Source organism: Undibacterium sp. TJN19 (genome assembly GCF_049339485.1).
Classification (GTDB): domain Bacteria; phylum Pseudomonadota; class Gammaproteobacteria; order Burkholderiales; family Burkholderiaceae_D; genus Undibacterium.
Map to the genome: position 1 here is coordinate 100,711 of NZ_JBMPPL010000013.1, position 25,340 is coordinate 126,050.

A 25,340-nucleotide genomic window follows, 5' to 3' on the forward strand; every position below is an offset into this window, starting at 1 on the left:
TAAATTGCCGTCAGGATTCAAGTTTGCAAAGAGACTTGCCGTAACTAAGATATCTCCCTGCTACCGACCCTGACTATGCGCCGCCATTTCTGCTATCTCGCCTTGTTGTTACCCATGCTGATGGCCTTGCCTGCTATGGCGAATGATCCGCCTGCGGCGACATCGAAACCCATCAAGCCCGCTTCGGCAAAAGAAGAAGCATCCGCGTCTGCCTCGGGTTCTGCGTCGGCGTCAGCCACAACGAAGGAAGAACGCAAGCCCTCGGCCAAAGAAAGCAAGGAATCAGCCAGGGAAACTGCCAAAGAAGCGGCAGCCAAGGCTAAAGAAGCGTTGGCTGCAGATGAACTGGCCGCCCGCATTGCTGACCGCCTGTCCGTTATCCGCAAAGAAAAAGATGACGCTGCTGCACGCATGGCTCCACGGCCTGTAGTGCGTTTGCCTTATGCCCCGCCAGTACGCCGGCCAGAAGCTGCCAAACCAAAAACTGAAAACGCTGGGGAACATGGCGCTGGTACAGCAACTGCCAGCAGCATGGTTTCCTTACGTGACGTGCACTGGAGTTATCAGGGTGATGGCGGCCCCTTGAACTGGGGCAAGCTCAACCCCGCCAATGCCAAATGCGATCTTGGTGATCGCCAGTCACCGATAGATATCCGTGACGGCATACGGGTAGATCTTGATCCCATCGCCTTTGATTACAAGCCCAGCCGTTTTACTGTGGTCGACAATGGTCACACCATACAAGTCAACATGGGGGCGGGCAATTACATCAATGTGCTGGGGCATAATTACGAGCTCGTACAATTTCATTTCCATAAACCATCGGAAGAGCGCGTGAATGGCAAGAGCTTTGAAATGGTCGCTCATCTGGTGCACAAGGATGCCGATGGCAAACTGGCCGTGGTGGCCGTATTGATAGAGCGCGGCAAAGGGCATAGCCTGGTACAGCAGGTCTGGAATAACCTGCCACTGGAAAAAAATGACCCTGTACAACCACTGACCGCCCTGGACATGAACCAGATTTTGCCAGTCAAGCGTGATTACTATACGTATATGGGCTCGCTGACCACACCGCCTTGCAGTGAAGGCGTACTGTGGCTGGTGATGAAAGAGCCTATCGAGATTTCACCAGACCAGTTGGCGATCTTTAGCCGCCTGTACCCCATGAATGCACGCCCCATACAAAAAAATTCAGGGCGCTTGATCAAGGAATCAAATTAAACTGTTCAAACTTCAATAAATATCATGAGGCTGGCCAGTCCAGCCTCAGTTCTTTACGTACCACCAGTTTCAAACCCGACCAGATTTCATTGACGGCACAAACCTTGACATCGACATAGCCCAGTGGCAGGGCAACTTCCCTGATGGTATCTTCGGTGATATCGGTCGCCACCTTCGATGCTTTCTTGGGCCAGGATACCCAGATTGTGGCATCACTTCTCAGGCTGGTTTTGTATGCCAGTAACTCTCTCATCAGTACCGCTTTTTTATCAGTGAACAGGTGGATAATATCTGTCGCCGGTGTCGGCTTCTTATCAAATACGACATCTGTTGGCAAGTCCATGAGCAATGCCAGATAGTTTTCAGGTGCATTTTTGGCAAAAACATGACCGCCAGACTGCATGCCCAGTTTTTTTGCCAGTGGTGTGCCGGAATAGCCAGTCGGGTTCATTGCCAACAAAAATTAAAAAGCAGTACCTGCCCGGATACTGCTTTCACATCAATCCGATGAGTCAAATGCGTCAGGAGAATCTGAGCAGCAAATTGGCAACTACTTATAGATACCGCAGCCCACCACCACATCATCAGATTTCTCAAAATAGGTAGACTTCAGTTCTATTACCTTGGTAGTCGGGTTTGGCCATTTGTAATCTATCCAGCCTTTCCCTTTGCTTTTCGCAATGGCCAGCAATTCTTCGATGAAGGCCTTATTATCGACATCCCTGAGAGTACTGATATTTTTGCCCCAGAGTTTGGGATTGGCACCATGCGCCAGGGTTTTGCCACTCATGTCGAGCACAAAAATATATAGGTCGCGGTCACTGAAACTGCCTTTGGAATTATTAAATTCAGAATAGGCTGCATCTGCCCCCTTGGCTTTTATGTAGGCAATGGCTTTTTTGACCATCGCTTCAGCCTCTTGCGCTGTACCATGGTCTGCTGCCGCTACGCTGTGGCTAAGAAAAAAACTGAATAATGTCAGTGTCAGGAATTTAATGATGCTGCGCATAATAAGTCTCCTTTATTGTGGGGTACCGATGCCGGGATTTCGAAAAAATCCCGGCATCGATACCTCTCAACATACAACTATCTGCGCTGCATTACTACCATTTACCAAAACTACCACTACAAGTAACAAAAATTAGCTTTGCTTGTAAGGCAGTTCGCGCCAGCGCTTGCCGCCTGCCCTGGCGATGGCATTGGCAAAAGCCGGTGCCAGTGCTGGCAAACCAGGTTCACCCATGCCGGTAGGCGCATCGGCACTGGGGACGATATGCACGGCCACCTGTGGCATATCGGTAATGCGTGGCACAATAAAATCACTGAAGTTGCTTTGCTCGACCACACCGTCCTTGAGCGTAATGGCTGCACCTGGCAGGCACATGGACAAGCCCATCAGCGCTGCACCCTGCACCTGGGCTTCGACACTCCTTGGATTGACGGCAAGATTGCAGTGCACACCTGCCGTGACCTTATGTAGCTTGGGCTGGCCATTTTTCATGGAGGCTTCCACCACATAGGCCACCACGGACGAGAAGGATTCATGGACAGCCACACCATAGGCACGGCCTGCCGGTAATTTTTTCTTGCCGTAGCCAGATTTTTCTACCGCCAGTTGCAAGGCTGCTTTATGCCGCGGATGCTTGTCACCCATGAGCTTCATGCGGTAAGCCACCGGGTCTTGTTTGGTGGTTTCGGCAATTTCGTCAAGCAGGGTTTCCATGACAAAAGCAGTGTGGGTAGAACCCACGCTGCGCCACCACAGCACCGGCACATTGATCTTGGGATGATGGACCGACAGGCGCATCGGCATTTCATACGGTTCTTTCATGCCTTCAACGGCGGTAATATCGACGCCATCCTTGACCATCATGGATTCAAATGGCGTACCGCCGACGATGGACTGACCAACGATGACATGGTCCCAACCGAGGATGTTGCCCTGTGCGTCAAAACCGATGGCTGCTTTATGCACATGCATGGGGCGGTAATAGCCACCCTTGACGTCATCTTCACGGCTCCACAGTGTGCGGATTGGTGCATCCAGCCCTGCGGTCTGTGCCGCCTTGGCGACATTGCAGGCTTCCACCACATAATCGCTGGTGGCAATTGCCCGGCGGCCAAAGCCACCACCCGCAAACTGGGTGTGGACTGCAATATTTTCCGGTTTCAGACCCAAGGTCTTGGAGGCCGCAAAACCGTCAAGGCCGGGCATTTGTGTGCCCATCCACAACTCGGCCTTGTCACCTTTAATGGCAACTGTGCAGTTCAGCGGTTCCATGGGCGTATGGGCGAGATAAGGGAAAACAAATTCGGCATTGAGTTTATGCGGTGCCGTCGCTATTTTCGACACATCATCATTAAACTTCAGGGCACCTTGCTGCTTGGCCAGCTCTTTATAGCTGGCCAGCATTTTAGCGGAATCGACTTTTTCCACGCCATCGGTGTCCCATTCCAGTTTCAAGGCATCACGCCCCTGTTTGGCTGGCCAATAACCGGTAGCAATGATGGCTACACCTTCGCCACCACGGTCTGTCGGCACGCGCAAAACTGCCTTGACACCCTTGATCGCTTTTGCCGCGGTGTCATCGATAGTTTTGACCTTGGCACCGAACACTGGCGGCCGTGCCACGACGGCAGTCAGCATGCCTGGCAAGTGAGTATCAATGCCAAAATCCTGCATGCCGGTGGATTTGGCTTTGGCATCCAGACGACCTGTGGGTTTGCCTATCAGGCGAAAGTTTTTCGGATCTTTCAGCGTGACTTTTTCTGGTACTGGCAATTTCATGGCCGCATCTGCCAGCTCGCCATAGCCCAGCTTCTTGCCACCGGGCCCGATGACATAGCCATTCTCTGTGCGCAGGCTGGCAGGGTCGACTTGCCACTGGTTGGCCGCGGCCTGCACCAGCATGGCACGGGTGCGCGCACCCAGTTCGCGATATTGGGTATACGAATGGGCGATGGAGTTCGAGCCGCCGGTCAGGTGCATGCCAAATGCCGGGTCGACATAGGCTGGGTGATTATTGCCATTCGCACCGATGACTTTGGTCCAGTCAGCATCCAGTTCTTCTGCCAGTATCAGCGGCAGGCCGGTTTGCACACCCTGACCAAATTCAAGACGGTTGATGGTAACGGTGACCGTACCATCCTTGGCTATCTGTACGAACGCGCCAGGCTGTTCTGTGGGTTTCAAGCCGGCAGGCGCTTTGGCAGCAGCATCTTCCGCATTTGCCAGCATGGGATAGCAACCGAGGGCAAAGCCGCTGGCAGTTGCCATCTTCAGGAAGATGCGGCGGCTCAGGCCGGCCGAACTGCTTCCAATTGTTTCTGGTGTCGTGGATTGCAACAGTGACTGCAAATGGCGTGGCAGCTCAATCAAACGGTCTTCAAAATGCATGTCGGTTCTCCTGATCAGGCCAAAGTAGATGCAGCATCATGGATGGCAGCACGGATACGTACATAGGTGCCACATCGGCAGATATTGCCTGCCATGGCACCGTCGATATCGGCATCGCTGGGTTTTTTGTTGGATTTCAGCAGGGCGGTGGCGCTCATGATCTGGCCACTTTGACAGTAGCCGCATTGCGCTACATCATGTTTGATCCAGGCGGCCTGTACAGCCTTGCCCACTTTATCCTGGCCGATTGCTTCTATGGTGGTGATTTTTTGTCCAGACACGGAAGAAATCGGGGTGATGCATGAACGTATGGCCTGGCCATTCAGGTGCACAGTGCAGGCACCGCACAAGGCGGCACCACAACCAAACTTGGTGCCGGTCAAACCCAGGGAATCGCGTAGAGCCCACAGTACCGGGGTGGAAGGGTCCGCATCGATTTGGTGATCTTTACTATTGATATTGAGTGAATTCATGGAACGAGTCTCCATACGGTGAGATAGGTGGGTGCGGCGTTATTTTGGTAACAAAACCTGGCAAGCTTGCACTACTGCTTGATCAACTGGATTTTTTGGCGAAATTTGCGAAATTTGTTTACTCAACCACTATAGAATATTTTTGAAAACTAAGTGCAAGACTTGCAAAAATTCATGAAATCTTGAATTGAGCAGCCAAAACAGGCTTGATGGCAGGAAAATGTGTTGCTTATATGTTTATTATGACTAAGCGCATTTTCCGTTTTATGCTTGCGCCTAAGTAATATACTGTCGCTCTCAGTCAGGGATAACAATCAGATCGCTGCAAACAGTCGTGGCGAGCCATAAAACCTATAGATCAGTGAATGCTTTTTAATTCTTTTACCTTCCTGCTGTTTTTCATTCTGGTCTACGGGATTTTCTGGATGTTGCCGAACTGGGCCTACCGGAAAACCTTGTTGCTGGTCGCCAGTTATCTGTTTTATGCCGCCTGGAATCCACCGTACGTTTTTTTGCTGATTTTATCTACTCTCGTTGACTGGTGGCTGGCGATGCGCATAGGCAAGGCCGCGTCACCTGCCAGGCGCAAACTTTTATTGTTTTTCAGTATTGCCTGCAATCTGGGCATGCTGTCTTATTTTAAATATGGCAGCTTTCTGCTCGACGGTTTCACCGATGCAGCCAATGCGCTTGGCTGGCCTATTAAACACCTTGATCATTCCATCCTGCTACCGATAGGTATTTCTTTCTATACTTTTGCTTCGCTTTCGTACACTGTGGATGTCTATCGTGGCGTGATCAAATCGGCTTATTCATTCAGGGATTACGCCCTGTTCGTCAGTTTTTTCCCGCATCTGGTGGCCGGCCCTATCGTCAAGGCGAACATCCTGATGCCACAGATAGAAAAACCGGTCTTGCCTGATGCAAACCAGGTAGCCTGGGGCTTTGCCCTGTTTTTGCTGGGCCTGTTTGCCAAACTGGTACTGGCAGACGCGTTGTTTGCGCCTTTGGTAAATGGCGTTTATGCGCATCCTGAACAATATGGTGTGCTGGAAACCTGGTGTGCCATCGTCAGTTTTTCAGGGCAGATTTATTTTGATTTTTGTGGCTATTCATTGTGTGCAATCGGTCTGGCAAAAAGTTTCGGTTTTTATTTCCCTGAGAATTTCAACTACCCCTACACCGCCACCAGTTTTTCTGATTTCTGGCGGCGCTGGCATATCTCACTATCCAGCTGGCTGCGCGATTATCTGTATGTCCCTCTTGGCGGGAACAAACACGGCGTGTTCAGGACGTACCTCGCCCTGTTCATCACCATGCTGATCGGCGGCTTATGGCATGGTGCTTCCTGGATGTTTGTGTTGTGGGGGGGCTTTGCATGGTGGTTTTCTGGTTGTGGAAAGAATGTGCAGTGGCCGCGCCATTGCACGTCTGCTGACGCCAGCCATACGGCGGGGTCTGGTATTTTTACTGGTGACACTGGCCTGGATACCGTTTCGCTCTGGCACAACCATGCAGGCACGCGACATATTCACCGGCCTGTTCGGTCAACATGATGCGGGCGAATATCTGGGGTTGAACGAAGGGGTGGCATTGGCTGTCATGGCGGTCACCGTGATTGGCGTTACCTATCTGAAGGACATGAACCTCGACAAGCTGTTTGCCAGCATGCGTAGCAATGTGCAAGCCCTCGTACTGGCATCTTGCCTGGCTGCGATATTTGTATTTTCTGGAACCGGACAAAATGCCTTCCTTTACTTCCAGTTCTGAAGCATTCATGCATGCTCATCCATGGAAACGCATCTTTGCGTTCACTATCGTATTTTGTTTCTTGCTTATTCTCGGCATGGAAGGCAGCCTGCGTTATCTCGGTTACCAGCCAACTGCGCTCGATTCCAAAGAACGCTGGGGTCATGAACGCAGCAGAGCCAGCAAACTTGGCAGACAAGCCCTGATCCTTATCGACACCTCCCGCTTTCAGCTGGGTCTGGATTTAGATGTTCTCAGAAAGCAGACCGGGCTGGAACCCCTGCAACTGGCGATAGATGGCAGTTCCTTCGTACCCATCCTGAAAGGCCTGGCAGATGATGCGCGCATCACAGGCACAGTGTTGATCGACTACACAGATGGTGCCGTACTTGGTGCAAGAAACAGTGATTTTGGCAATGCCAGCATGTTTGAAGACGAGTATGAAAAAAGCCTGCTGCGCCCATCCAGTTTTTCTGCGGATACACTGGAAACCTATCTGACCAGGGAACTGCACGAAAACCTGAGTATTTTTTCAGATGGTGCCAATCCCCTGCATTCACTGCGCTACAGGATAGTGCCATGGAAGCGCTCTGCACAGTACATCAACACGCTGCCAGACCGTTCACGTCTGGCCGATTATAGCCGGCTGGCCTGGCCTGATGTGTATTTTTCCAGAGTCGCCAAACAACTAGGTGTGCAATGGGATAGTCATGCCAGTCACGCGGTGACGGAAGCGAGATTCAAAGATCACATCAACAAGTTACAGGTGGCCAGTCAGGCAGATTTTCTACGCGGTGCGCAGGTGATACAGAGCTATATTGCCAGAATAGAAAACCGTGGCGGGAAAGTGATGTTCGTTGAAATGCCTACCAATGGCCTCGTGAAAGACGCGAATCAACAGATTTTCCCACGCAGGCAGTTTTTTGACGTGTTTTTTGAGAAGACAAAATTGCCTGTGCTTAGCAGTCAGGGCACAGAGCTGCAGTCTTTCATTTGCCCTGATGGTTCGCATATCGACATGAAGGACAGAGCGCGCCTGAGTGCCATAATTGCCCGCTTCGTGCAAGCCGGGCTTGCTGCCAAATCACCGTAATCTGTCCCGGTCCAGACTATTCATATTTGCGCGCATCATCAATCACCTTGCCATCATTGGCCAGGCAGGCGTTTTCTACAAACAGCACATCACCACGTAGTTTGGTGACATCGCGCAAGCTGTCAATGATGGCGCTTTTCAGTGTCGCGTCGGTAGATGTAGTTTCGCAATGCAGGGTCATTACATCATTTGCCATTTCACCCGTGACGACCAGGCGTGCCTTGATGATTTCCGGGTGGCGTTTCACTACTTCGGCGACCTGAGAAGGGTGCACAAACATACCCTTGACCTTGGTCGTCTGGTCAGCACGACCCAGCCAGCCTTTGATGCGCTGATTGGTGCGACCACAAGGTGATATGCCAGGCAGGATGGCCGACATATCACCAGTGCCAAAACGTATCAGCGGATAATCCGGGTTGAAAGAGGTGATGACAATTTCACCGACTTCACCTTCTGCCACCAGATCACCCGTACCCGGACGGACTATCTCGAGTATCAGGTCTTCATCCATGATCATGCCCGGATTGACCTGACCATCCGTCATGCTTTCATAAGCGATATTGCCGATATCAGCAGTCGCGTAGATTTGCAGGACATGCGCCACACCATGTTCGTTTAACCATTTGCGCAGTGACGGTGGCAGCGCTTCGGCACCAACCACGGCGCGCTGCACGCTGGAAATATCAGCGCCCATATCAGTCGCTTTTTCTATAATGATTTTCAGAAAACTCGGTGTACCGATATACGCATCAGGCCGCAATTCTGCCATGGCCTGTACCTGCATTTCTGTCTGCCCTATACCCGCGGGTATCACCGCGCAACCCAGGCGTGCAGCCGCGCTTTCTACCATGAAGGCGGCGGGCGTGAAATGATAGGAAAAGCAGTTCTGCAATAAATGACCGCTGCGCAGGCCGACGGCATGCAGGGGGCGGGCAAAGCGCCACCAGTCCTGTCCACGACCTTCCGGATCAAAGATAGGCCCGGGAGACATGAAGATGCGGGCCAACTGATGCGGGGGAGTGGTCGTCAGGTCACCGAAGGGAAGGCTGGTTTTCTGCAAATCCTTGAGGTCGGATTTGCGTGTGACCGGCAATTGCGCCAGGCTGGCACGACTGCGGATGTCACTGGCATTGACGCCTGGCAGTATGGCGGCCCAGCCAGGCGCGGTTTGCGCATGCGCCAGCAATTGCGGCAGCTTGCTCATCAGCGCTTGTTCGCGGCTTTGCGGATTGCGGGTTTCCAGTGCGTCCAGGTATTCACTCATGAGCTTGCTCTATCAATGTGTAAGTTGTATGCATGGCTGATCGCCAGGAGTTTCAAGCCAGCCAGCGTTTGCGGCGGCGATAGAACTTCATATCCTTGAAACTCTTGCGGCCAGCGCCAGAAACACCGAGATAAAATTCCTTGACGTCTTCATTGCTGCTGAGATCTTTCGCATCGCCTTCCATCACGACACGGCCGTTTTCCAGGATGTAGCCAAAATCGGCATAGCGTAAAGCGGTGTTGGTATTCTGTTCAGCCAGCAGGAAAGACACGTTTTCTTGCGTATTGAGGCTTTTGACGATTTCAAAAATTTCTTCCACCAGTTGCGGTGCAATACCCATCGAAGGTTCATCGAGCAAAATCATCGAAGGTTTTGCCATCAGTGCGCGACCGATCGCACACATTTGCTGTTCACCACCCGAGGTATAACCGGCCTGCGAATTACGGCGTTCACGCAGACGAGGAAAATAGTGATAGACCTTCTCCAGCGCATCCTTCAATTCACTGCGTGACAATTTTCTTGTATACGCGCCAGTCAACAGGTTTTCTTCGACGGTCAGATGGGCAAAACAATGACGGCCTTCCATCACCTGCGACAAGCCACGTTTGACCAGTTCATTCGGCGTCAGGTGATCCACCCTTTTCCCCTGAAAAGTAATATCCCCCTTGGTGATATCGCCACGTTCATTTTTCAGCAAGGTGGAAATAGCTTTCAGCGTCGTCGATTTACCCGCACCATTGGCACCCAGCAAGGCGACGATTTTTCCCTGCGGTACTTGCAGAGAAATGCCCTTCAACACCAGGATCACGTGGTCGTAGATGACTTCAATATTATTGACACTGAGATAGGCGGGATTCGCCGTTGCCGCTTCAGTATGTATGCTGTGAATGCTCATGTTGTCGGGTAAGCTGATGTTAATCTGAATGGCCAGAAAAATGACGAAATAGACGGTGACGGTATCTTCATTGCCGTCACCGCCATCTGCTTATTTCAAACAGGCAGGCGTGATCTTTTTCTCTGTCGCATATTTGTTTGATGATTCTTCCAGCATAGCGCGCGTCAGTGCCTTATCACCTGTCACCCAGTTCGGCGTGATGGCTTTCCACTTGTCACCGGTCCATTGCTGCACTTTGACTGCACCTGAACCTTCATGGTCCTCACATGATGTTTTTACCGGCGGGAACATGCCCAGCGCACCCAGTGTTTTTTGACGTGCATCATCAACATTCAGGTTTTCAAAACCCCAGCGTATCTGCTCTGAAGTCATGAGTTTGCCCTTGCCATATTTCTCCTGCGCTTTCAGGATTGCTTCTGTCCACAAGATCGCCGCAGTCACACCGCGCATGTGGTAAACAGAGCCGATGCGAGACTTGTCACTGAGATTGCCCTTGCCAGCCGCATAAACCTTGCTGCGGATTTCATCCAGCACTGGATAATTGCCTGGCGTATTGAAAGTCATCGCGGTATAACCTTTTGCCGCATCACCAGCTGGGATTGTGTCTTCTTCCGAGCCGGCCCACCATACACCCAGCATTTTTTCGCGTGAATAACCGTTGCGTTGTGCTGTCTTGATGGCGACGGCGTTCATGACACCCCAACCCCACAGAATGACGTAATCAGGATTGGCTTGGCGGATTTGCAGCCATTGTGATTGCTGTTCATTGCCAGGGTGGGCGACGGGAATCTTGATGAGTTCGAACCCATATTGTTTGGCCTGCGCTTCCAGTACTGGAATTGGTTCCTTGCCAAATGCAGAGTCATGGTACAGATGGACTATTTTCTTGCCTTTGAGTTTGTCCATCCCACCGGATTTATCACCCAGGTATTTGGTCATGGCCGCAGCCTGGTTCCAGTAACTAGTAATCAGCGGGAAAATATATGGAAACACCTTGCCATTGGCCGCATCAGAACGGCCATAGCCCAGCGTTGTCAGGGGTATTTTGTCTTCTGCCACACGATCCAGTATGCCGTACGCAATGCCGGTCGATAAAGGTTCTACCAGGGATGCACCACCCTGGCTTTTTTTCAGTCTTTCATAGCATTCAATACCGCGTGAAGCGTTATATTCCGTTTCGCATTCTTCCCATGAAATCTTGACGCCATTCAAGCCGCCTTTGGCATTGATCAGGTTGAAATAATCAATTGCGCCGCCGTAAAAACCGGAGCCGCCAGCCGCATAGGGGCCGACGCGGTAAGACAGAATGGGAACGAACTGATCGTTCGCCTGGGCAGCACCGACAGCGCTCAGTATTGCCGAGGCCAGCAGTAAGGATTTAAGCAGTTTCATAGTGTCTCCTTGTGGTTTGGATAGGTATTGCGTAACGCTTGTCTACCAGATTCTTGAATAAGGCGAAGCGTCTTTATTATGAACTTTATTCTTTTCTACAGTGCATGCGAATGACAAAAAACGCTCAATGCGGGAAAGGCCATAAACGCAGCTTTTCCTTGGTGATTTGCCATAATCTTGCCAACCCGTGTGGCTCAACGATCAGGAAGAAAATGATCAGTGCACCAAACACCATCAGTTCCAGGTTAGAGGCTACATGGGTAGGCAGCGACAAGCCATGCGCGAGCAGATTCAGTACGATGGGCAACAGGATGATGAAGGCAGATCCGAGGAAGGAACCAAGTATGGAACCCACACCACCAATGATGATCATGAACAGGATGCGGAAAGACAAGTCGAGGTTATAGGCTTCCGGCTCTACCGTACCCAGATAAGCATAGGCATACAAGGCACCGGCCACACCGCAGTAAAATGAAGACACGGCAAAGGCCAGCAATTTGGTACGCATCAGGCGAAAACCGATGACTTCAGCGGCCACATCCATGTCACGTACGGCCATCCATGAACGGCCTACGTTTGATCTCACCATATTTTTTGCCAGCAAGGCCATGACACAAACGATGGTCAGCGTCAGCAGGTATTTTTTGACCGGGGTATTGATGCTGATGCCAGATATCACCATTTCTTGCGCGGTGATCACGCCGGAGGAACTGTAATTTGTAAACCACTGTATCTTGGTCAGGCACCAGACCACGAAGAACTGTGTTGCCAGCGTTGCTGCCGCCAGATAAAAACCACGTATGCGCAATGAAGGCAGGCCAAAGGCAATGCCCACCATGGCAGCAGACAGGCCGCCCAGCACAAATGCCAGCAGGACAGGAATGCCAGGTATCCTGAGCACAAAATTATACGAAGCAAACGCACCGACTGCCATAAAGGCGGCAGAACCCAGTGACAATTGCCCCGCATAACCAGTCAGGATATTCAAACCCAATGCAGCCAGTGAAAATATCAGGAAGGGAATGAAAATGGCTGAAAATGCATAGTCGGTCGCCAGCAATGGCACGGCAAGAAATGCGGCAATCAGCACCAGGGCAATCGCAATCCGGTCTTGCCTGATGGGGAAGATCTGATTGTCTGCCAGGTAGCTTGTTTTAAACTGGCCTGCTTCACGGTAGAACATGCTCGTCCTTTAATTTTTTTGCTTATGGAAGTTCTGATTAAGTTACTGCGCGACGCCATTTTTGGGTCTGCGATGCTCGCCGTACAGTCATACGAAGCGCGTCTTAACCCAAACTAATGCCGCTCGCTACACTTGATCAAAATTTCCTTATGTACATAGGTATACGCTGAGGCTTGATTTTTAAATCCGGCGTATGATTTTTTCACCAAACAAGCCTTCTGGCCGTACCAGCAAAAATAGTAATGCCAGTACATACGGGAACCAGCCTTCAATACCGCCACCAACCAGCGGGCCAATATAGACCTCGGCCAGTTTTTCCGATGCACCGATGATCAGGCCGCCGACAATCGCACCAGGCACCGAGGTAAAGCCACCCAGTATCAGGACTGGCAAGGCCTTCAGGGCGACAAAGGTCAGCGCAAACTGCACGCCATTGCGCGCGCCCCACAGCAGGCCGGCAACCAGTGCGACAAAACCGGCAACTGCCCAGACGATGCCCCAGATTTGCTGCAAGGGGATGCCAACGGCCAGCGCAGCCTGGTGATCATCGGCCACGGCACGCAAGGCACGGCCTATCTTGGTTTTTGAGAACAGCAGCGCCAGACCGGTGACCAGCGCCGCGCAAATCAGGGCAGCGATGACATCGAATTGCGATACGAGGATATTGAATTTCTCCATCAGAAATTCTATAGGCACATCTTCAATCGGTAATGTCAGTTTGTGCGGTTGTGAACCCCACAGCAATTGCGCCAGGCCTTCAATGAAAAATGTCAGCCCTATGGTCGCCATGAACAGGGTGATTTCAGGCTGGTTGACCAGTGGCCGCAATACCACGCGCTCTATCGCCAGGCCCAGTGCCACCATGGCCAGCATGGTCAATGGTATTGCCAGCCACAAGGGCAATTCAAATTTTTCAGTCAGGCCAACGCAGGTCAGTGCTGCAAAAAACACCATCGCCCCCTGCGCAAAATTAAAGACACCAGAAGCCTTATAGATCAGCACAAAGCCCAGTGCCACCAGTGCATACATGACACCAGACAAAAGGCCGCCGATAAACACTTCAAAGAAAAAACTGATATTCATTTATAGCTCTCAGCTTACGTTAAGCAAACACCGAAGACCTTTCGCCATTGAGGTAGAGACACGGAGGAAAAACCAGAGGAAATCTGTTCTCGCTTTTCTCCTGCCCTTCTCTGTATCTCCGTGTCTCTGTGTTGAGTGGTCTTAAGATTTTTTATTAATGGGCGACACCAAGATAAGCGTTGATTACCTCCTGGTTCGCCAGCACCTCAGCAGGTGTGCCATCGCCGATTTTTTTACCGTAATCAAGCACCACTACACGATCAGAAATATCCATCACCACGCCCATATCATGTTCAATCAAGACGATAGTGGTGCCAAGCTGGTCATTGACATCGAGGATGAAGCGGCTCATGTCCTGTTTTTCTTCCACGTTCATACCGGCCATGGGTTCATCAAGCAATAAAATTTCAGGTTCTGCTGCGAGTGCGCGGCCCAGTTCGACACGTTTTTGCAGGCCATACGATAAGCGGCCTACCGGGATTTTGCGTATGTGCTGGATTTCGAGAAAATCGATAATCGCTTCCACCTTTTCACGGTGGGCAATCTCTTCCTTTTGTGCCGGCCCCCAGTACAAAGCCTGCATCAGGAAATTGCTTTTTATTTTCAGGTTGCGGCCTGTCATGATGTTGTCGAGCACACTCATGCCCTTGAACAGGGCGATATTCTGGAAGGTACGGGCGATGCCACTTTTGGCGGCGGCATAGGTATTCATGTCCTTGCGGTGTATGCCACGATAAGTAATGTCACCTTGCTGCGGGCGGTACACACCGTTGATCACATTGAGCATCGAGCTTTTGCCTGCACCATTGGGGCCGATGATGGCGCGTATCTCATGTTCCCTGACGTTGAACGAAATATCCGTCAGTGCCTTGACACCACCAAAGGCCAGTGAAATACCTTTCATGTCCAGTATGACGTCGCCGATTTTTCTGTTATCTGCCATCCTTATTCCTTACGCCGCCTGCTTGTGGGCAGAAAATGTCTTGACGTCACTGATATGCAGATCAGCGCTGACCGTGCCCTGACGCCCGTCTTCAAATTTAACCTGGGTTTCAATGAACTGCGAGCGTTTTCCTGAATACAGCGCATCAATCAAGACCGCATATTTCTGAGAGACAAAACTGCGTCTTACCTTGCGGGTACGCGTCAATTCATCGTCGTCGGGATCAAGTTCCTTATGCAGTACCAGGAAGCGGTGGATTTGCGTGCCTGACATCAGATCTTCGCTGGCCAGGTCGGCATTCACTTTCTCCACACAGGACAAGATGAGCTGATAGGTTTCTGCCTTGGCCGCCAGATCGGTATAACCGGAATAGGCAACGCCGCGTCTTTCTGACCAATTGCCAACCGCCTCCATATCGATATTGATGAAAGCGCAGACCATGTCGCGCTCATGCCCGAAGGCTACGGCTTCCTTGATGAAGGGGAAGAATTTGAGTTTGTTTTCAATATAATTTGGCGCAAAGATATCGCCCTGTTTCATCTTGCCGACATCGGCAGCACGGTCGATGATTTTCAGGTGACCTTCGTGGTCAAAAATACCGGCGTCACCCGTATGAAAATATCCCTGCTCATCCATCACTTCGGCGGTTGCATCCGGGCGCTTGTAGTAACCAGTCAGCATCGCATCTGATTTCACCAATACTTCGCCGTTGTCGGCCAGCTTGACTTCGACACCCGGCGCGGCCTGGCCGACACTGTTAAACTTGATTTTGCCATCAGGTTGCAGGCAGACATAGGCGCAGGTTTCCGTAGAACCATACAGTTGCTTGAGGTTGACGCCTATCGAGCGATAAAAGCGAAACAGGTCTGGCCCTATCGCGGCGCCGGCGGTATACGCAACCCTTACACGCGACAAACCCAGTACATTTTTCAATGGCCCGTATACCAGCATATTGCCGGCCGCATAGTGCAGTTTATCGAAGACCGATACCGGTTTTTTATCCAGGATATTGGAACCGATACGCCTGGCCACTTCCATGAAGTGCCCAAACAGCTTACGTTTGATGCTGCCCGCATCTTCCATGCGTATCATCACGGTGGTCAGCATGTTTTCAAAAACACGGGGTGGGGCGAAATAATAAGTGGGGCCTACTTCGCGCAAATCTGTCATCACGGTTTCACTGGATTCCGGGCAGTTGACGGTAAAGCCCGCAGCCATTGCCTGCGCAAAGGAAAACAGGTGATCACCGACCCAGGCCATCGGCAGGTAAGACAAAATATCTTCCTCTGCGGTGAGCTGATCAAAATCCATGCCGCCGAAAGCAGCTGTCATGAAAGAACGGTGTGACTGGCAGACGCCTTTCGGTTTTCCGGTAGTGCCTGATGTGTACAGCATGACAGCCGTGTCGTCAGGTTTGCCGAGCTCAATTTGCTGTATGAAAAATTCTGGATGGGCGAGGTCGTATGCCCGTCCCAGTTCTTGCAAACCAGCATAAGAAGTCAGCTCTGGCTGATGGTAATGGCGCATGCCGCGGTCATCATCAAAAGCAATATGCTGTATGCCAGTATAGTGTTGCTTGATTTCAAGTAGCTTGTCGACCTGCTCCTGGTCTTCCACGACTGCAAATTCAATTTCTGCGTTTTCCAGTACATAGGCCATATCTGCTGCCGGCGCATCTTGATAGAGCGGCACGGGTATGCCACCCAGGCATTGTGCGGCTGCCATCGCCCAGTACAGGCGTGGCCGGTTGTCACCGATGATGGCCAGGTTCATGCCGCGCTTGAAGCCCTGTGCGGCCAGCCCGCATGCCAGCGCACGTACTTCGGCATTGACTTGTTGCCAGTTCCAGGTTTGCCAGATACCCAGGTCTTTTTCGCGAAAGGCCGGATGCAGCGGGCGTGTTTGCCCATGCTGTAATAACATCCTCGGAAATGTTGAATTTGCTGCGTTCTTTTGTTTCATGTCTCCGTCACCAGCCTTGTTTTTGTTGGCTTATCGTCGTTTGAGTTTCCTCATCAACCCTTACGGCATGCTTACGCACAAAATTGCTCAGGTCATAACGGGAATTTTGCGGAGTGCCTTGTTGTGGCGAGATAGAGATAAGTCAGACATGAACCATCTTACAGTGTTAGCTGTAGTGGAAAACCTCGCTTACAATGACTCCGTAATTCTTTTTGTTGATGGGATAGTAGTCCCTTCACGATCTGTGGGTTGTCATTCGACGGACAATCTCAAAATTTGAATCAATTATCGGTGGTGCGCTGCACAAATATGACGAAGAAGATTTGCGATCCAAAAGAACGCTTTGCCAAAACGATGTGGGCCAGCATGCTTGCGCCTGAGCATATGCAAAAGGTGGAAGACGAGGTGGTAGAGCGTTTTGTTCCCGCCGGGGCTTATGTTTGCCGTAAAGGTGACGCTATAGAATACTGGATGGGCGTGATCGAAGGTTTTCTGAAGATGAGCAGCATTTCGCCAGATGGCAAGACGGTCACATTCAGTTGCATGCTGGCAGGTGGCTGGTTTGGCGAAGGCTCGCTGCTGAAAACAGAGCCACGCCGCTATGATGTTGTTGCCTTGCGCGATACCCGCGTCGCTTATATGCCACGCAGCACCTTTACTTATCTGCTCGATAACAGCATTCCTTTCAACCGGTTTTTATTGCATCAGTTGAATGAACGCCTGGGCCTGTTCATTTCGCTGGTTGAATATGACCGCATGCTTGACCCTGACACCCGCGTCGCGCGCTGCCTGGCGGCCATGTTCCATCCATATCTGAACCCCGGCCTGAAAGCGGGAAGCAGCATGCAAATCCAGATATCACAGGAAGAAATCGGCTATATCTCCAGCGTCTCGCGCCAGCGTGCGAATCAGGCTCTACAGTTGTTGGAAAAGAAGCGATTACTGACTGTCGATTATGGCGGCATTACCATCCTTGATCTTGAAGGCCTGCGCCGTTTCCCGGAAGAGCCTGCACAGTGACCTCCATGATGAAGACCTTGACAGTAGTGGGCGCGGGCAAGGTAGGCAAGGTGCTGGCAAAAAATTTCCAGCGGCATGCGCAGTTTTCTATCCAGCAGATCTTGAACCGCAGCCTGCCCAGTGCCCAGGCTGCCGTCAGCTGGCTAGGCACAGGTGAGGCTTGTGACGATATGCAGTGTATGCAGCCTGCTGATATCTATATGCTGACCGTTGCGGATGATCAGATTGCCAGTGCCTGTGCTGCGCTGGTCGATGCCGGTCTGGTGAATGCAGACAGCGTCCTGTTTCATTGTAGTGGTGCCAAGGCATCGACGGTACTGTCGGCAGCCAATGCGCTCGGCGCTGCAGTTGCCAGCGTACACCCGGTACGCAGTTTTGCCGATATCGAACAGCTTGCAGAGCATTTTGCATCAAGCATTTGCAGCGTAGAAGGTGATGAACGGGCTTTGGCAGTGCTGTTACCCGCGCTGCAAGCCATAGGCGCGGAAACTGTCATCATCAGTGCTGAAAGCAAACTGCTGTATCACGCTGGTTCGGTGTTTGCCAGTAATTATCTGGTGACCCTGATGGAGACAGCCTTGCAATGCTATCAGGCCGCGGGTATCCCGCTGGAGATTGCGCAAAAAATGGCCGCACCCCTGGCCAGACAATCATTGGAAAATGCATTTTCCATGGGGCCTGTTGCCGCACTGACCGGGCCTATCGCACGTGGTGATATGCAGACGGTGGTCTTGCAGCAAAAAGCAGTCACTGACTGGAATGCTGCAACTGGTCAGTTATACCAGGCTTTTACGCCACCAACGCAAGCGCTGGCGGCACGCAAAAAATCACTCTGAAAAATAGACGCTGTTACGGCCATTTTCCTTGGCTTGATACAGGGCCAGGTCAGCGCGTTCAAATACGCTGTCTTCGGTTTCCTTGTCACGGCATTCGGCCACGCCCATGCTGACAGTGATGGACAGGCGTGTGCGGGTTAAATCAGTGGTGCGGGAAAAATCATTATTCTCTATGGTAGTGCGCAAATTTTCGGCAATCGAAGTGGCTTTTTCAAGCGTACAGTTTTTCAGCAAGACCAGAAATTCTTCACTGCCCCAGCGACAAATGATATCGCTCTCACGCAGCGAACGTTTGGAGATCAGCGAGATTTCTTTCAGTACATGATCACCGACCAGATGTCCCTGTTTGTCATTGATCTTTTTGAAGTAATCAATATCCAGCAAGATTACGCACATGGGTTGACGTGAGCGTTCGCTGTCGAGCAGGGCTTGCTGAAATACAAAATCGAAAGCCTGACGATTCAGTAAGCCAGTCAATGTATCAGTAGACGCAGATTTTTCCAGTCGTCTTTGATAGCGGCGTACTGTCAGCAGCAAAATCACCAGCACCAGGACGGTAATGGCGGCACTGATGCCTATGTTCATCAGAAACACATTTTGCAGGGGTTTGATTTCTTCGCCAATTTCTTGTTCGACCAGCAGGTACCAGCCCAGTTCTGGAATAAAGCGCGCATTCACCAGATTGGTTTCATTGCCGCTTTTGTACTCCAGATGCTGGGATTCACTTTTGCGGTTCGCCAGGATTTGTTGTGCCAGTCCGCTGATGCCGGGCATGTTGCTCAGGTTACTGCGGACCTTCTTCATATTATTGCCAGCCAGCGCAATATTGCCCTTCTGGTCGACGAAAAAGATATTGCTGTGAAAGCGGGTCTGGTAGCTGTCGATCAAGTTTTTCATGGTATCGAGGGTCATCCCGATACCGGTGACGCCAATAAATTTTCCAGAAAAATCAAGAATACGATAGTTGATGAAGATGGTCATGGTATCGTGATTGGCCATGTCTACATCGACATTGGTTTCATAGTCGCTTTTCAGGTTGCGTACCCTGAAAAACCACTGATCACGTGGCTCGGTTTCGCTGACGCTTTTCAATACACCGTCAGCGTGATAATAACTATGGGTTTTATCAGAAATCAGGAAGCTGGAAATCGCACGGTTCTTTAGCTTGATTTCTTTCAGGTATTTGACAATCTGGTCCTTGTCTTCTTCGCCATTGATGATCCAGTCACGCAAAAAAGTGTCATGTGCCATTTGTGAAGAAACAAATACGGGGCGCAGGATATCTTTCTGGATTTCCGAATACACGTTGTCGCCAGTAATCGGCAACATCTGCTCCGAAATACCCTGCTGTATCGCGTCACGCGACACCACGAATGAAGCGGCCGTGGTGAAAACAAAACCGGCAATCAGGATTAAAGATAACCATACCAGCAGGCCGTATTTTTTTAACATTTTTTGCATGAATGATGGGCGGAGCATGAGCGTTGGGTTTGCCGCAAGATAATACTATAAACCCATGCGAATTCAGGGGTATTTACAATGAAGGGAAGGGATGCAACAGTGGAAAAAGCCGCTATAGCGGCTTTTTCATGCAGACGTGCGGTAAGAACTTCAATGGAGGTAAAGCTTGATCAACCGCACAGCTTGGGCACAGGTCTGTTTTCAGACCAGCTTCAGACCAGCATCAGGCAGACTACCAGTCCGCCTGATGCACGCAGAATCGACGTATTCAGCGCTTAAGGGCGGGGTGTCAATGAAACATGCAGGCGAAGACGATTACCCGGGTCATAGGGCATCACGGTCGTATAGTTGCGATTGTGATATTCATAGGTCACTGCGTAACCATTCGTGCGACTTTCCCAATTGTCAATATTTCTGCATTGACGCACTGGGCGGCTTTCATACACTGGCTGGTTATTATTGTAATTGTTGCCGCTGTTATTATTGTCGACCCTGTCACCAACGATGGCGCCGGTTAATGCACCTGCGGCTGCAGCGGCGATACGGCCATTGCCACCACCAACCTGGCTGCCGAGCAGGCCACCAGCGATACCGCCGATGATAGCGCCGCCGTTGCTGCGTTCAGCCTGTTGCTGCTGACGCGGATACTGGCGCTGACTTGTCTCATATTCGGTACGGCATTCCTGGCGCGGTACGTTGACTTGCTCGACTTGTGGTGTGACGCTGATGACACGTGCAAAATCTTCATAATCGGCAGCATAAACAGCTGGAAATGCCATGCCCAGCGCCACGATGGATGCCACTTTGGAAAGTTTGTTGAATGAAATAGTCATTTTTTACCTCTTGTCAGAATGGATCTTATACAAAACACCGCTGATATTATTAAAACGGCTACGACATGCAGTTGTTTGACCTGCACTATTCATAATAGTTTTATATAAGTCCTGTGATAGTCTCCAGATAATGTCTGGATGGTATGTATTTAACGTTTGAATTCAAAAAAAGAAGACATGAAAGTGTAAGCGTGTGTTTCAAAATGACTTCTTGCAATTTAAATAATTGCCCATATTTAACATAAAAATTATCACCTGTATCCCATTGGAGACGCTATGCAATTGCTTTGGACTTCCTGGCTGACTGTTGCAGTATTGGTACTATATTGCTGGATCATTTATAAGGCCGGCAAAGCACGTACACAATTCAAGGTTCCTGCACCTGCCGCCGATGGCCCACCCGAATTTTTGCGCGCCTTGCGTGTACAGGCAAATACAGTAGAGCAGATGGTTTTCTTCTTTCCGGCGCTGTGGTTGTGCGCGGTCTGGACTGGCGATAAACTTGCTGCAGCCATGGGGGTCGTCTGGCTGCTTGGACGCTTGCTGTATGCCATTACGTATTATCAGGACGCCAGCAAGCGTTCGATGGGTTTCCTGATTTCTGGCCTGGCAGCAATAGGTCTGGTGCTGGCTGCCATTGTGGGTATGAGCGGAGTATTGAAATGAAAGCAAAAATCATCAGCAGTTCTGAACAATTATCAGCATCGGTCTGGGCCTCCTATGTCATAGTCGGCATCGCTTTATTGCTGGTGTTAAAAGCTGGCTTGATTGTGGCCTTGTTTTCTGGCTTGCTGGTGTACTCCGTCATCCATGTGTTGGCCCCGGCCATTGCATTGCGTTTCCGACATAAACAGCCACGCATGATCGCAGTGGCATTTTTGTCATTTATACTCATTGTTGCCCTGATTGCCGTGATCTGGGCCATCCATGCATTCTTGCGCAGCGATGCCGGTAATTTGCAATCTTTATTGCAAAGACTGGCCGATATTATCGAAACTTCACGTCACCAATTGCCTGAGTGGGTAAGTACTAACTTGCCGGAAGATGTAGATTCATTAAGAGAAATGATGACTGCGTGGTTGCGTGAACATGCAGGCGAGGCAAAGCAGCTCGTGCCGGAAGCAGGCCATCTTCTTGTGCATTTATTATTGGGCATGATAATCGGTAGCATGATCGCCCTGCGGGATGCCAGTGGTGACAGCAATCACAAGCCCTTTGCCGCCGCTTTGCAGCAAAGAGTCAGTACCCTGGGTCAGGTGTTTCATAAAATCGTGTTTGCCCAAGTGCAGATTTCTCTGATCAATACTATTTTGTCGGCAGTGTATCTTGCTGCTGTATTGCCTATGGCAGGTGTGCATCTGCCACTGACCAAGACCATGATCGCCATCACCTTTCTTGCTGGTCTGATACCGGTTGCCGGAAACATCATTTCCAACACCATTATCGTGATTGTGGCGCTGTCTCATTCGCTTAATGTTGCAATGGCATCACTGGTGTTCATGATGGTGATACACAAGGCCGAATATTTCCTGAATGCGCGCATTATTGGCGCGCAGATCAATGCCCGTGCCTGGGAGTTGTTGACCGCAATTCTGGTCATGGAAACCCTGTTTGGCCTGCCGGGCGTCGTGGCGGCTCCGGTGTTTTATGCCTATCTGAAGAAAGAACTGAGCGACCGCGGTCTGGTCTGACGGGATTTGCGCAGCATCAGGCAAGATGCTGCCGAATCGGGGATAATTCATAGGTGTTTTGAAAGTTTCCTATCTGTCCACTTACTATGAAGGCCAACGATGATACTTGAGCTAGCCGATCTTCGAATTCATGCCGGCAAACAAACTGAATTTGATATTGCCATTGAACGTGGTTTGCATGAGGTTATCCAGCATGCCAAAGGCTTTCGTGGCTTTAAAGTCAATAAAGGCATAGAGTCACCTGATCGTTATGTACTGATGATTTATTGGGACACGCTGGAAAATCATACGGTAGATTTTCGTGAATCACCGGCATTTCTTGCCTGGCGCGCCATTGTTGGTCCTTACTTTGCTGTGCCGCCAGTAGTTGAGCATTTCGATTTGCTGGCAAAGTCAGCCTGATTTTTTTGCGGTGCATGGGGTGAATGCGACTTGATTCCCGGCATTTCATCCCCAGCTTATTAAGTCATGATTTGCCTGTCATGTTGCGTAGCGCCGCAACTGGTAATTTTGGCAAAAGCCTGCTCCCAAAAAAGGTCTATATGGTTCCGCATCTCGTCACAGCCCTCAACGGCCCACTGCTCGATCTTGAAAAAAAGATACTCGAGGCGACTCCTGCAATTGAACGCTGGTTCCGTCTGGAATGGCAAGAGCATACGCCGCCATTTTATTGCTCGGTTGATTTGCGCAATGCCGGTTTCAAGCTGGCGCCGGTAGATACCAATTTATTCCCTGGTGGTTTTAATAACCTGGCCTCAGAGATGTTGCCACTGGCAGTGCAGGCTGCGATGGCGGCGATAGAAAAATATTGTCCAGACGCCAAGAACCTGCTGGTGATACCGGAAAGCCATACCCGCAATACTTTTTACCTGCAAAATATCGCCAGGATGATGCAGATTTTCCGTCAGACCGGTTTGAATGTGCGTCTGGGATCTTTGTCGCCTGATATTACCGAGCCAACACCCATAGAATTGCCGGATGGCAGCCAGCTGGTGCTGGAACCATTGGAGCGTTCAGCCAATGGTCGCCGTCTGGGTCTGAAAAATTTCGACCCCTGCACGATCCTGCTCAATAATGATTTGTCGGCGGGCATACCGGCAATACTTGAAGATATCAACGAGCAAACACTGTTGCCGCCTTTGCATGCAGGCTGGGCTTTGCGTCGTAAAAGCAATCACTTTTCATCTTATGATGAGGTAGTGAAAAAATTTGCCAAGATGGTTGATATTGACCCGTGGATGTTGAACCCGTATTTTGCCAAATGCAAGGATGTTAATTTTCACGAACGTACCGGTGAAGATGCCCTGGTGGCAACGGTCGATACCATCCTCGCCAAGATACGCAAAAAATACAAGGAATACGGCATCAAGGAAAAACCGTTTGTCATCGTCAAGGCTGATGCGGGTACGTATGGCATGGGTATCATGACCGTGCATGATTCCAGCGAACTGCGTGACCTGAACCGCAAGCAACGCAACAAGATGTCTGTCGTCAAGGATGGCATGGAAGTCAGGGATGTCATCGTGCAGGAAGGCGTGTACACCTTCGAGCAGATCAATGAATCTGTCGCTGAGCCTGTGGTCTACATGATAGACCGCTATGTCGTTGGCGGTTTTTATCGCGTGCATGAAGACCGTGGCGTTGATGAAAACCTCAATGCGCCAGGCATGCATTTTGTGCCACTGGCGTTTGCCCAGCAACATGCGGTGCCGGATATGAAAGCCAAACCTGGCACGGCAGCACCAAATCGTTTTTATATGTATGGTGTGGTGGCGCGCCTGGCTTTACTGGCAGCGTCACTGGAGCTGGAAAAGACTGACCCTAATCCGGAAATTTATTAATTTCTTATTTGCCAAGAACACTAAGAGTCGCCATGAAAATCGCCTTTCTGACTGATCCGCTATCGCAGTTCAAGACTTACAAAGATTCCACTTATGCCATGATGGTGGAAGCGGCCAGCCGTGGTTATGCGATTTATGCTTTCGGCCCGGATGACATGGCGCTGGAAGGCGGCAAGGTCATTGCTAATATCAGCCAGATTACGCTGACCGGCGACAGTGGAGACTGGTTTCGTCTGGGGGCGCCAGAATCTTTACCACTAAGTGCCTTTGACGCAGTTTTGCAACGCAAAGATCCACCCTTCGATATGGAATATATCTATTCCACTTATCTGCTGGAACTGGCAGAGCAGCAGGGTGCACGTGTGTTCAATAAACCCGCGGCGATACGCAATCACAACGAAAAACTCAGCATAGCGCAATTCAGTCAGTTCACTGCGCCGACACTGGTAACACGCGACGAGCAACGTATCCGTGCATTTCATCGTGACCATCAGGATATTATCCTCAAGCCGCTGGATGGCATGGGTGGCACAGGTATTTTCCGCATCGGTGAAGATGGCATGAACCTGGGTTCCGTGATTGAAACATTAACAGTCAATGGCAGCCGTACCATCATGGTGCAAAGGTATATTCCTGAAATTGTGCATGGTGATAAACGCATTCTCTTGATCGGTGGCCAGGTCGTACCTTTTGCTCTGGCTCGTATCCCGCAAAATGGCGAGGTCCGTGGTAATTTGGCAGCAGGTGGTCTTGGTGTTGCGCAAGAGTTGTCCGCATACGACCTGGAGATTGCACAGACTTTGGCACCTGTGCTTTATCAAAGAGGCTTGTTGCTGGTAGGATTAGATGTAATTGGCCGCAACCTGACGGAAGTCAATGTGACCAGTCCGACCTGTTTCCAGGAAATTACCCAACAAAAAGGCTTCAATGTGGCAGGAATGTTCATTGACGCACTTGAAACAGCGCTGGCAAGCAAATAAATAGGTAATACGGCTATTTATTT

24 protein-coding genes are annotated in these 25,340 nt (G+C 50.6%); 11 read left to right on the plus strand and 13 right to left on the minus strand.

Annotated features, from left to right (window positions below; genetic code table 11):
• The first annotated feature begins 75 nt into the window (after nt 1–75).
• Nucleotides 76–1,221, plus strand: a complete 1,146-nt coding sequence (locus tag ACO0LH_RS25170; RefSeq protein ID WP_422943894.1) for a carbonic anhydrase — start codon at nt 76–78, stop codon at nt 1,219–1,221.
• 22 nt (nt 1,222–1,243) lie between these two features.
• On the opposite strand, the gene ACO0LH_RS25175 is transcribed toward ACO0LH_RS25170, so the two are convergent.
• From ACO0LH_RS25175 to ACO0LH_RS25190, 4 genes are all read right to left on the minus strand, one after another.
• A complete protein-coding gene (locus ACO0LH_RS25175) occupies nt 1,244–1,672 on the minus strand; it encodes a DUF3052 domain-containing protein (RefSeq protein ID WP_422943895.1) in 429 nt (142 codons plus the stop codon).
• Between the two features lie 99 nt (nt 1,673–1,771).
• Nucleotides 1,772–2,230, minus strand: a complete 459-nt coding sequence (locus ACO0LH_RS25180) for a cache domain-containing protein (protein ID WP_422943896.1) — start codon at nt 2,228–2,230, stop codon at nt 1,772–1,774.
• Between the two features lie 132 nt (nt 2,231–2,362).
• Entirely contained in the window at nt 2,363–4,618 is a 2,256-nt protein-coding gene (locus ACO0LH_RS25185; protein WP_422943897.1) for a molybdopterin cofactor-binding domain-containing protein, read from the minus strand.
• Nucleotides 4,619–4,632: 14 nt separating this feature from the next.
• Nucleotides 4,633–5,091 carry a (2Fe-2S)-binding protein gene (locus ACO0LH_RS25190; protein ID WP_422943898.1) on the minus strand — a complete coding sequence of 153 codons (459 nt, stop codon included), beginning with the start codon at nt 5,089–5,091 and terminating at the stop codon, nt 4,633–4,635.
• Between the two features lie 365 nt (nt 5,092–5,456).
• Here ACO0LH_RS25190 and ACO0LH_RS25195 point away from each other — a divergent pair, with 365 nt between their 5' ends.
• The 3 genes from ACO0LH_RS25195 to ACO0LH_RS25205 are packed head-to-tail and all read left to right on the plus strand — an operon-like array spanning nt 5,457 to nt 7,933.
• Entirely contained in the window at nt 5,457–6,647 is a 1,191-nt protein-coding gene (locus tag ACO0LH_RS25195) for an MBOAT family O-acyltransferase (RefSeq protein WP_422943899.1), read from the plus strand.
• Nucleotides 6,604–6,861 (plus strand): hypothetical protein, encoded by a 258-nt coding sequence (locus tag ACO0LH_RS25200; RefSeq protein WP_422943900.1) that lies wholly within the window; start codon nt 6,604–6,606, stop codon nt 6,859–6,861. Before ACO0LH_RS25195 ends, ACO0LH_RS25200 begins: the two co-directional genes overlap by 44 nt.
• Nucleotides 6,862–6,868: 7 nt before the next feature.
• Nucleotides 6,869–7,933 (plus strand): hypothetical protein, encoded by a 1,065-nt coding sequence (locus ACO0LH_RS25205; protein ID WP_422943901.1) that lies wholly within the window; start codon nt 6,869–6,871, stop codon nt 7,931–7,933.
• 16 nt (nt 7,934–7,949) lie between these two features.
• On the opposite strand, the gene ACO0LH_RS25210 is transcribed toward ACO0LH_RS25205, so the two are convergent.
• From ACO0LH_RS25210 to ACO0LH_RS25240, 7 genes are all read right to left on the minus strand, one after another.
• Nucleotides 7,950–9,197, minus strand: coding sequence for a phenylacetate--CoA ligase family protein (locus tag ACO0LH_RS25210; RefSeq protein WP_422943902.1), 1,248 nt, complete (start codon nt 9,195–9,197; stop codon nt 7,950–7,952).
• 52 nt (nt 9,198–9,249) lie between these two features.
• A complete protein-coding gene (locus tag ACO0LH_RS25215) occupies nt 9,250–10,092 on the minus strand; it encodes an ABC transporter ATP-binding protein (protein ID WP_422943903.1) in 843 nt (280 codons plus the stop codon).
• 90 nt (nt 10,093–10,182) lie between these two features.
• On the minus strand, nt 10,183–11,484 hold the full coding sequence (locus tag ACO0LH_RS25220) for an ABC transporter substrate-binding protein (protein ID WP_422943904.1): 1,302 nt from the start codon (nt 11,482–11,484) through the stop codon (nt 10,183–10,185).
• Nucleotides 11,485–11,608: 124 nt separating this feature from the next.
• Nucleotides 11,609–12,667, minus strand: coding sequence for a branched-chain amino acid ABC transporter permease (locus tag ACO0LH_RS25225; RefSeq protein WP_422943905.1), 1,059 nt, complete (start codon nt 12,665–12,667; stop codon nt 11,609–11,611).
• 180 nt (nt 12,668–12,847) lie between these two features.
• Nucleotides 12,848–13,744, minus strand: coding sequence for a branched-chain amino acid ABC transporter permease (locus ACO0LH_RS25230; RefSeq protein WP_422943945.1), 897 nt, complete (start codon nt 13,742–13,744; stop codon nt 12,848–12,850).
• 160 nt (nt 13,745–13,904) lie between these two features.
• Nucleotides 13,905–14,693, minus strand: coding sequence for an ABC transporter ATP-binding protein (locus ACO0LH_RS25235; RefSeq protein WP_422943906.1), 789 nt, complete (start codon nt 14,691–14,693; stop codon nt 13,905–13,907).
• Between the two features lie 9 nt (nt 14,694–14,702).
• On the minus strand, nt 14,703–16,655 hold the full coding sequence (locus ACO0LH_RS25240) for an AMP-dependent synthetase/ligase (protein ID WP_422943907.1): 1,953 nt from the start codon (nt 16,653–16,655) through the stop codon (nt 14,703–14,705).
• Nucleotides 16,656–16,964: 309 nt separating this feature from the next.
• Here ACO0LH_RS25240 and ACO0LH_RS25245 point away from each other — a divergent pair, with 309 nt between their 5' ends.
• A complete protein-coding gene (locus tag ACO0LH_RS25245; protein ID WP_422943908.1) occupies nt 16,965–17,675 on the plus strand; it encodes a Crp/Fnr family transcriptional regulator in 711 nt (236 codons plus the stop codon).
• An 8-nt stretch (nt 17,676–17,683) separates the two neighbouring features.
• Nucleotides 17,684–18,511 (plus strand): Rossmann-like and DUF2520 domain-containing protein, encoded by an 828-nt coding sequence (locus ACO0LH_RS25250; RefSeq protein WP_422943909.1) that lies wholly within the window; start codon nt 17,684–17,686, stop codon nt 18,509–18,511.
• Here ACO0LH_RS25250 and ACO0LH_RS25255 read toward each other — a convergent pair.
• The gene (locus tag ACO0LH_RS25255) at nt 18,503–19,963 is read right to left on the minus strand and encodes a sensor domain-containing diguanylate cyclase (RefSeq protein WP_422943910.1); all 1,461 of its coding nucleotides are present in this window, start codon (nt 19,961–19,963) and stop codon (nt 18,503–18,505) included. The genes ACO0LH_RS25250 and ACO0LH_RS25255 overlap by 9 nt on opposite strands.
• A gap of 284 nt (nt 19,964–20,247) precedes the next feature.
• Nucleotides 20,248–20,805 (minus strand): glycine zipper 2TM domain-containing protein, encoded by a 558-nt coding sequence (locus tag ACO0LH_RS25260; protein WP_422943911.1) that lies wholly within the window; start codon nt 20,803–20,805, stop codon nt 20,248–20,250.
• A gap of 276 nt (nt 20,806–21,081) precedes the next feature.
• On the opposite strand from ACO0LH_RS25260, the gene ACO0LH_RS25265 reads away from it, so the two are divergent.
• The 5 genes from ACO0LH_RS25265 to gshB all read left to right on the plus strand — a co-directional run bounded on the left by ACO0LH_RS25265 (nt 21,082) and on the right by gshB (nt 25,317).
• On the plus strand, nt 21,082–21,471 hold the full coding sequence (locus ACO0LH_RS25265) for an MAPEG family protein (RefSeq protein WP_422943912.1): 390 nt from the start codon (nt 21,082–21,084) through the stop codon (nt 21,469–21,471).
• A complete protein-coding gene (locus ACO0LH_RS25270; protein WP_422943913.1) occupies nt 21,468–22,496 on the plus strand; it encodes an AI-2E family transporter in 1,029 nt (342 codons plus the stop codon). The genes ACO0LH_RS25265 and ACO0LH_RS25270 overlap by 4 nt, the downstream gene beginning before the upstream one ends.
• A 99-nt stretch (nt 22,497–22,595) precedes the next feature.
• Nucleotides 22,596–22,898, plus strand: coding sequence for an antibiotic biosynthesis monooxygenase family protein (locus ACO0LH_RS25275; protein ID WP_422943914.1), 303 nt, complete (start codon nt 22,596–22,598; stop codon nt 22,896–22,898).
• A 140-nt stretch (nt 22,899–23,038) separates the two neighbouring features.
• Nucleotides 23,039–24,337 (plus strand): glutamate--cysteine ligase, encoded by a 1,299-nt coding sequence (gene gshA / locus ACO0LH_RS25280; RefSeq protein ID WP_422943946.1) that lies wholly within the window; start codon nt 23,039–23,041, stop codon nt 24,335–24,337.
• A gap of 32 nt (nt 24,338–24,369) precedes the next feature.
• A complete protein-coding gene (gene gshB, locus ACO0LH_RS25285) occupies nt 24,370–25,317 on the plus strand; it encodes a glutathione synthase (protein WP_422943915.1) in 948 nt (315 codons plus the stop codon).
• The last annotated feature ends 23 nt before the right edge of the window (nt 25,318–25,340 follow it).

Coding starts and splice junctions, on each gene's coding strand:
- ACO0LH_RS25255 (WP_422943910.1), bottom strand. CDS start 19,963: ATGTTAAAAAAATACGGCCTGCTGGTATGGTTATCTTTAATCCTGATT.
- ACO0LH_RS25265 (WP_422943912.1), top strand. CDS start 21,082: ATGCAATTGCTTTGGACTTCCTGGCTGACTGTTGCAGTATTGGTACTA.
- ACO0LH_RS25175 (WP_422943895.1), bottom strand. CDS start 1,672: ATGAACCCGACTGGCTATTCCGGCACACCACTGGCAAAAAAACTGGGC.
- ACO0LH_RS25190 (WP_422943898.1), bottom strand. CDS start 5,091: ATGAATTCACTCAATATCAATAGTAAAGATCACCAAATCGATGCGGAC.
- ACO0LH_RS25275 (WP_422943914.1), top strand. CDS start 22,596: ATGATACTTGAGCTAGCCGATCTTCGAATTCATGCCGGCAAACAAACT.
- ACO0LH_RS25215 (WP_422943903.1), bottom strand. CDS start 10,092: ATGAGCATTCACAGCATACATACTGAAGCGGCAACGGCGAATCCCGCC.
- ACO0LH_RS25270 (WP_422943913.1), top strand. CDS start 21,468: ATGAAAGCAAAAATCATCAGCAGTTCTGAACAATTATCAGCATCGGTC.
- ACO0LH_RS25170 (WP_422943894.1), top strand. CDS start 76: ATGCGCCGCCATTTCTGCTATCTCGCCTTGTTGTTACCCATGCTGATG.
- ACO0LH_RS25185 (WP_422943897.1), bottom strand. CDS start 4,618: ATGCATTTTGAAGACCGTTTGATTGAGCTGCCACGCCATTTGCAGTCA.
- ACO0LH_RS25235 (WP_422943906.1), bottom strand. CDS start 14,693: ATGGCAGATAACAGAAAAATCGGCGACGTCATACTGGACATGAAAGGT.
- ACO0LH_RS25210 (WP_422943902.1), bottom strand. CDS start 9,197: ATGAGTGAATACCTGGACGCACTGGAAACCCGCAATCCGCAAAGCCGC.
- ACO0LH_RS25195 (WP_422943899.1), top strand. CDS start 5,457: ATGCTTTTTAATTCTTTTACCTTCCTGCTGTTTTTCATTCTGGTCTAC.
- gshA (WP_422943946.1), top strand. CDS start 23,039: ATGGTTCCGCATCTCGTCACAGCCCTCAACGGCCCACTGCTCGATCTT.
- ACO0LH_RS25225 (WP_422943905.1), bottom strand. CDS start 12,667: ATGTTCTACCGTGAAGCAGGCCAGTTTAAAACAAGCTACCTGGCAGAC.
- ACO0LH_RS25205 (WP_422943901.1), top strand. CDS start 6,869: ATGCATGCTCATCCATGGAAACGCATCTTTGCGTTCACTATCGTATTT.
- ACO0LH_RS25260 (WP_422943911.1), bottom strand. CDS start 20,805: ATGACTATTTCATTCAACAAACTTTCCAAAGTGGCATCCATCGTGGCG.
- ACO0LH_RS25245 (WP_422943908.1), top strand. CDS start 16,965: ATGACGAAGAAGATTTGCGATCCAAAAGAACGCTTTGCCAAAACGATG.
- ACO0LH_RS25200 (WP_422943900.1), top strand. CDS start 6,604: ATGCAGGCACGCGACATATTCACCGGCCTGTTCGGTCAACATGATGCG.
- gshB (WP_422943915.1), top strand. CDS start 24,370: ATGAAAATCGCCTTTCTGACTGATCCGCTATCGCAGTTCAAGACTTAC.
- ACO0LH_RS25240 (WP_422943907.1), bottom strand. CDS start 16,655: ATGAAACAAAAGAACGCAGCAAATTCAACATTTCCGAGGATGTTATTA.
- ACO0LH_RS25180 (WP_422943896.1), bottom strand. CDS start 2,230: ATGCGCAGCATCATTAAATTCCTGACACTGACATTATTCAGTTTTTTT.
- ACO0LH_RS25250 (WP_422943909.1), top strand. CDS start 17,684: ATGAAGACCTTGACAGTAGTGGGCGCGGGCAAGGTAGGCAAGGTGCTG.
- ACO0LH_RS25220 (WP_422943904.1), bottom strand. CDS start 11,484: ATGAAACTGCTTAAATCCTTACTGCTGGCCTCGGCAATACTGAGCGCT.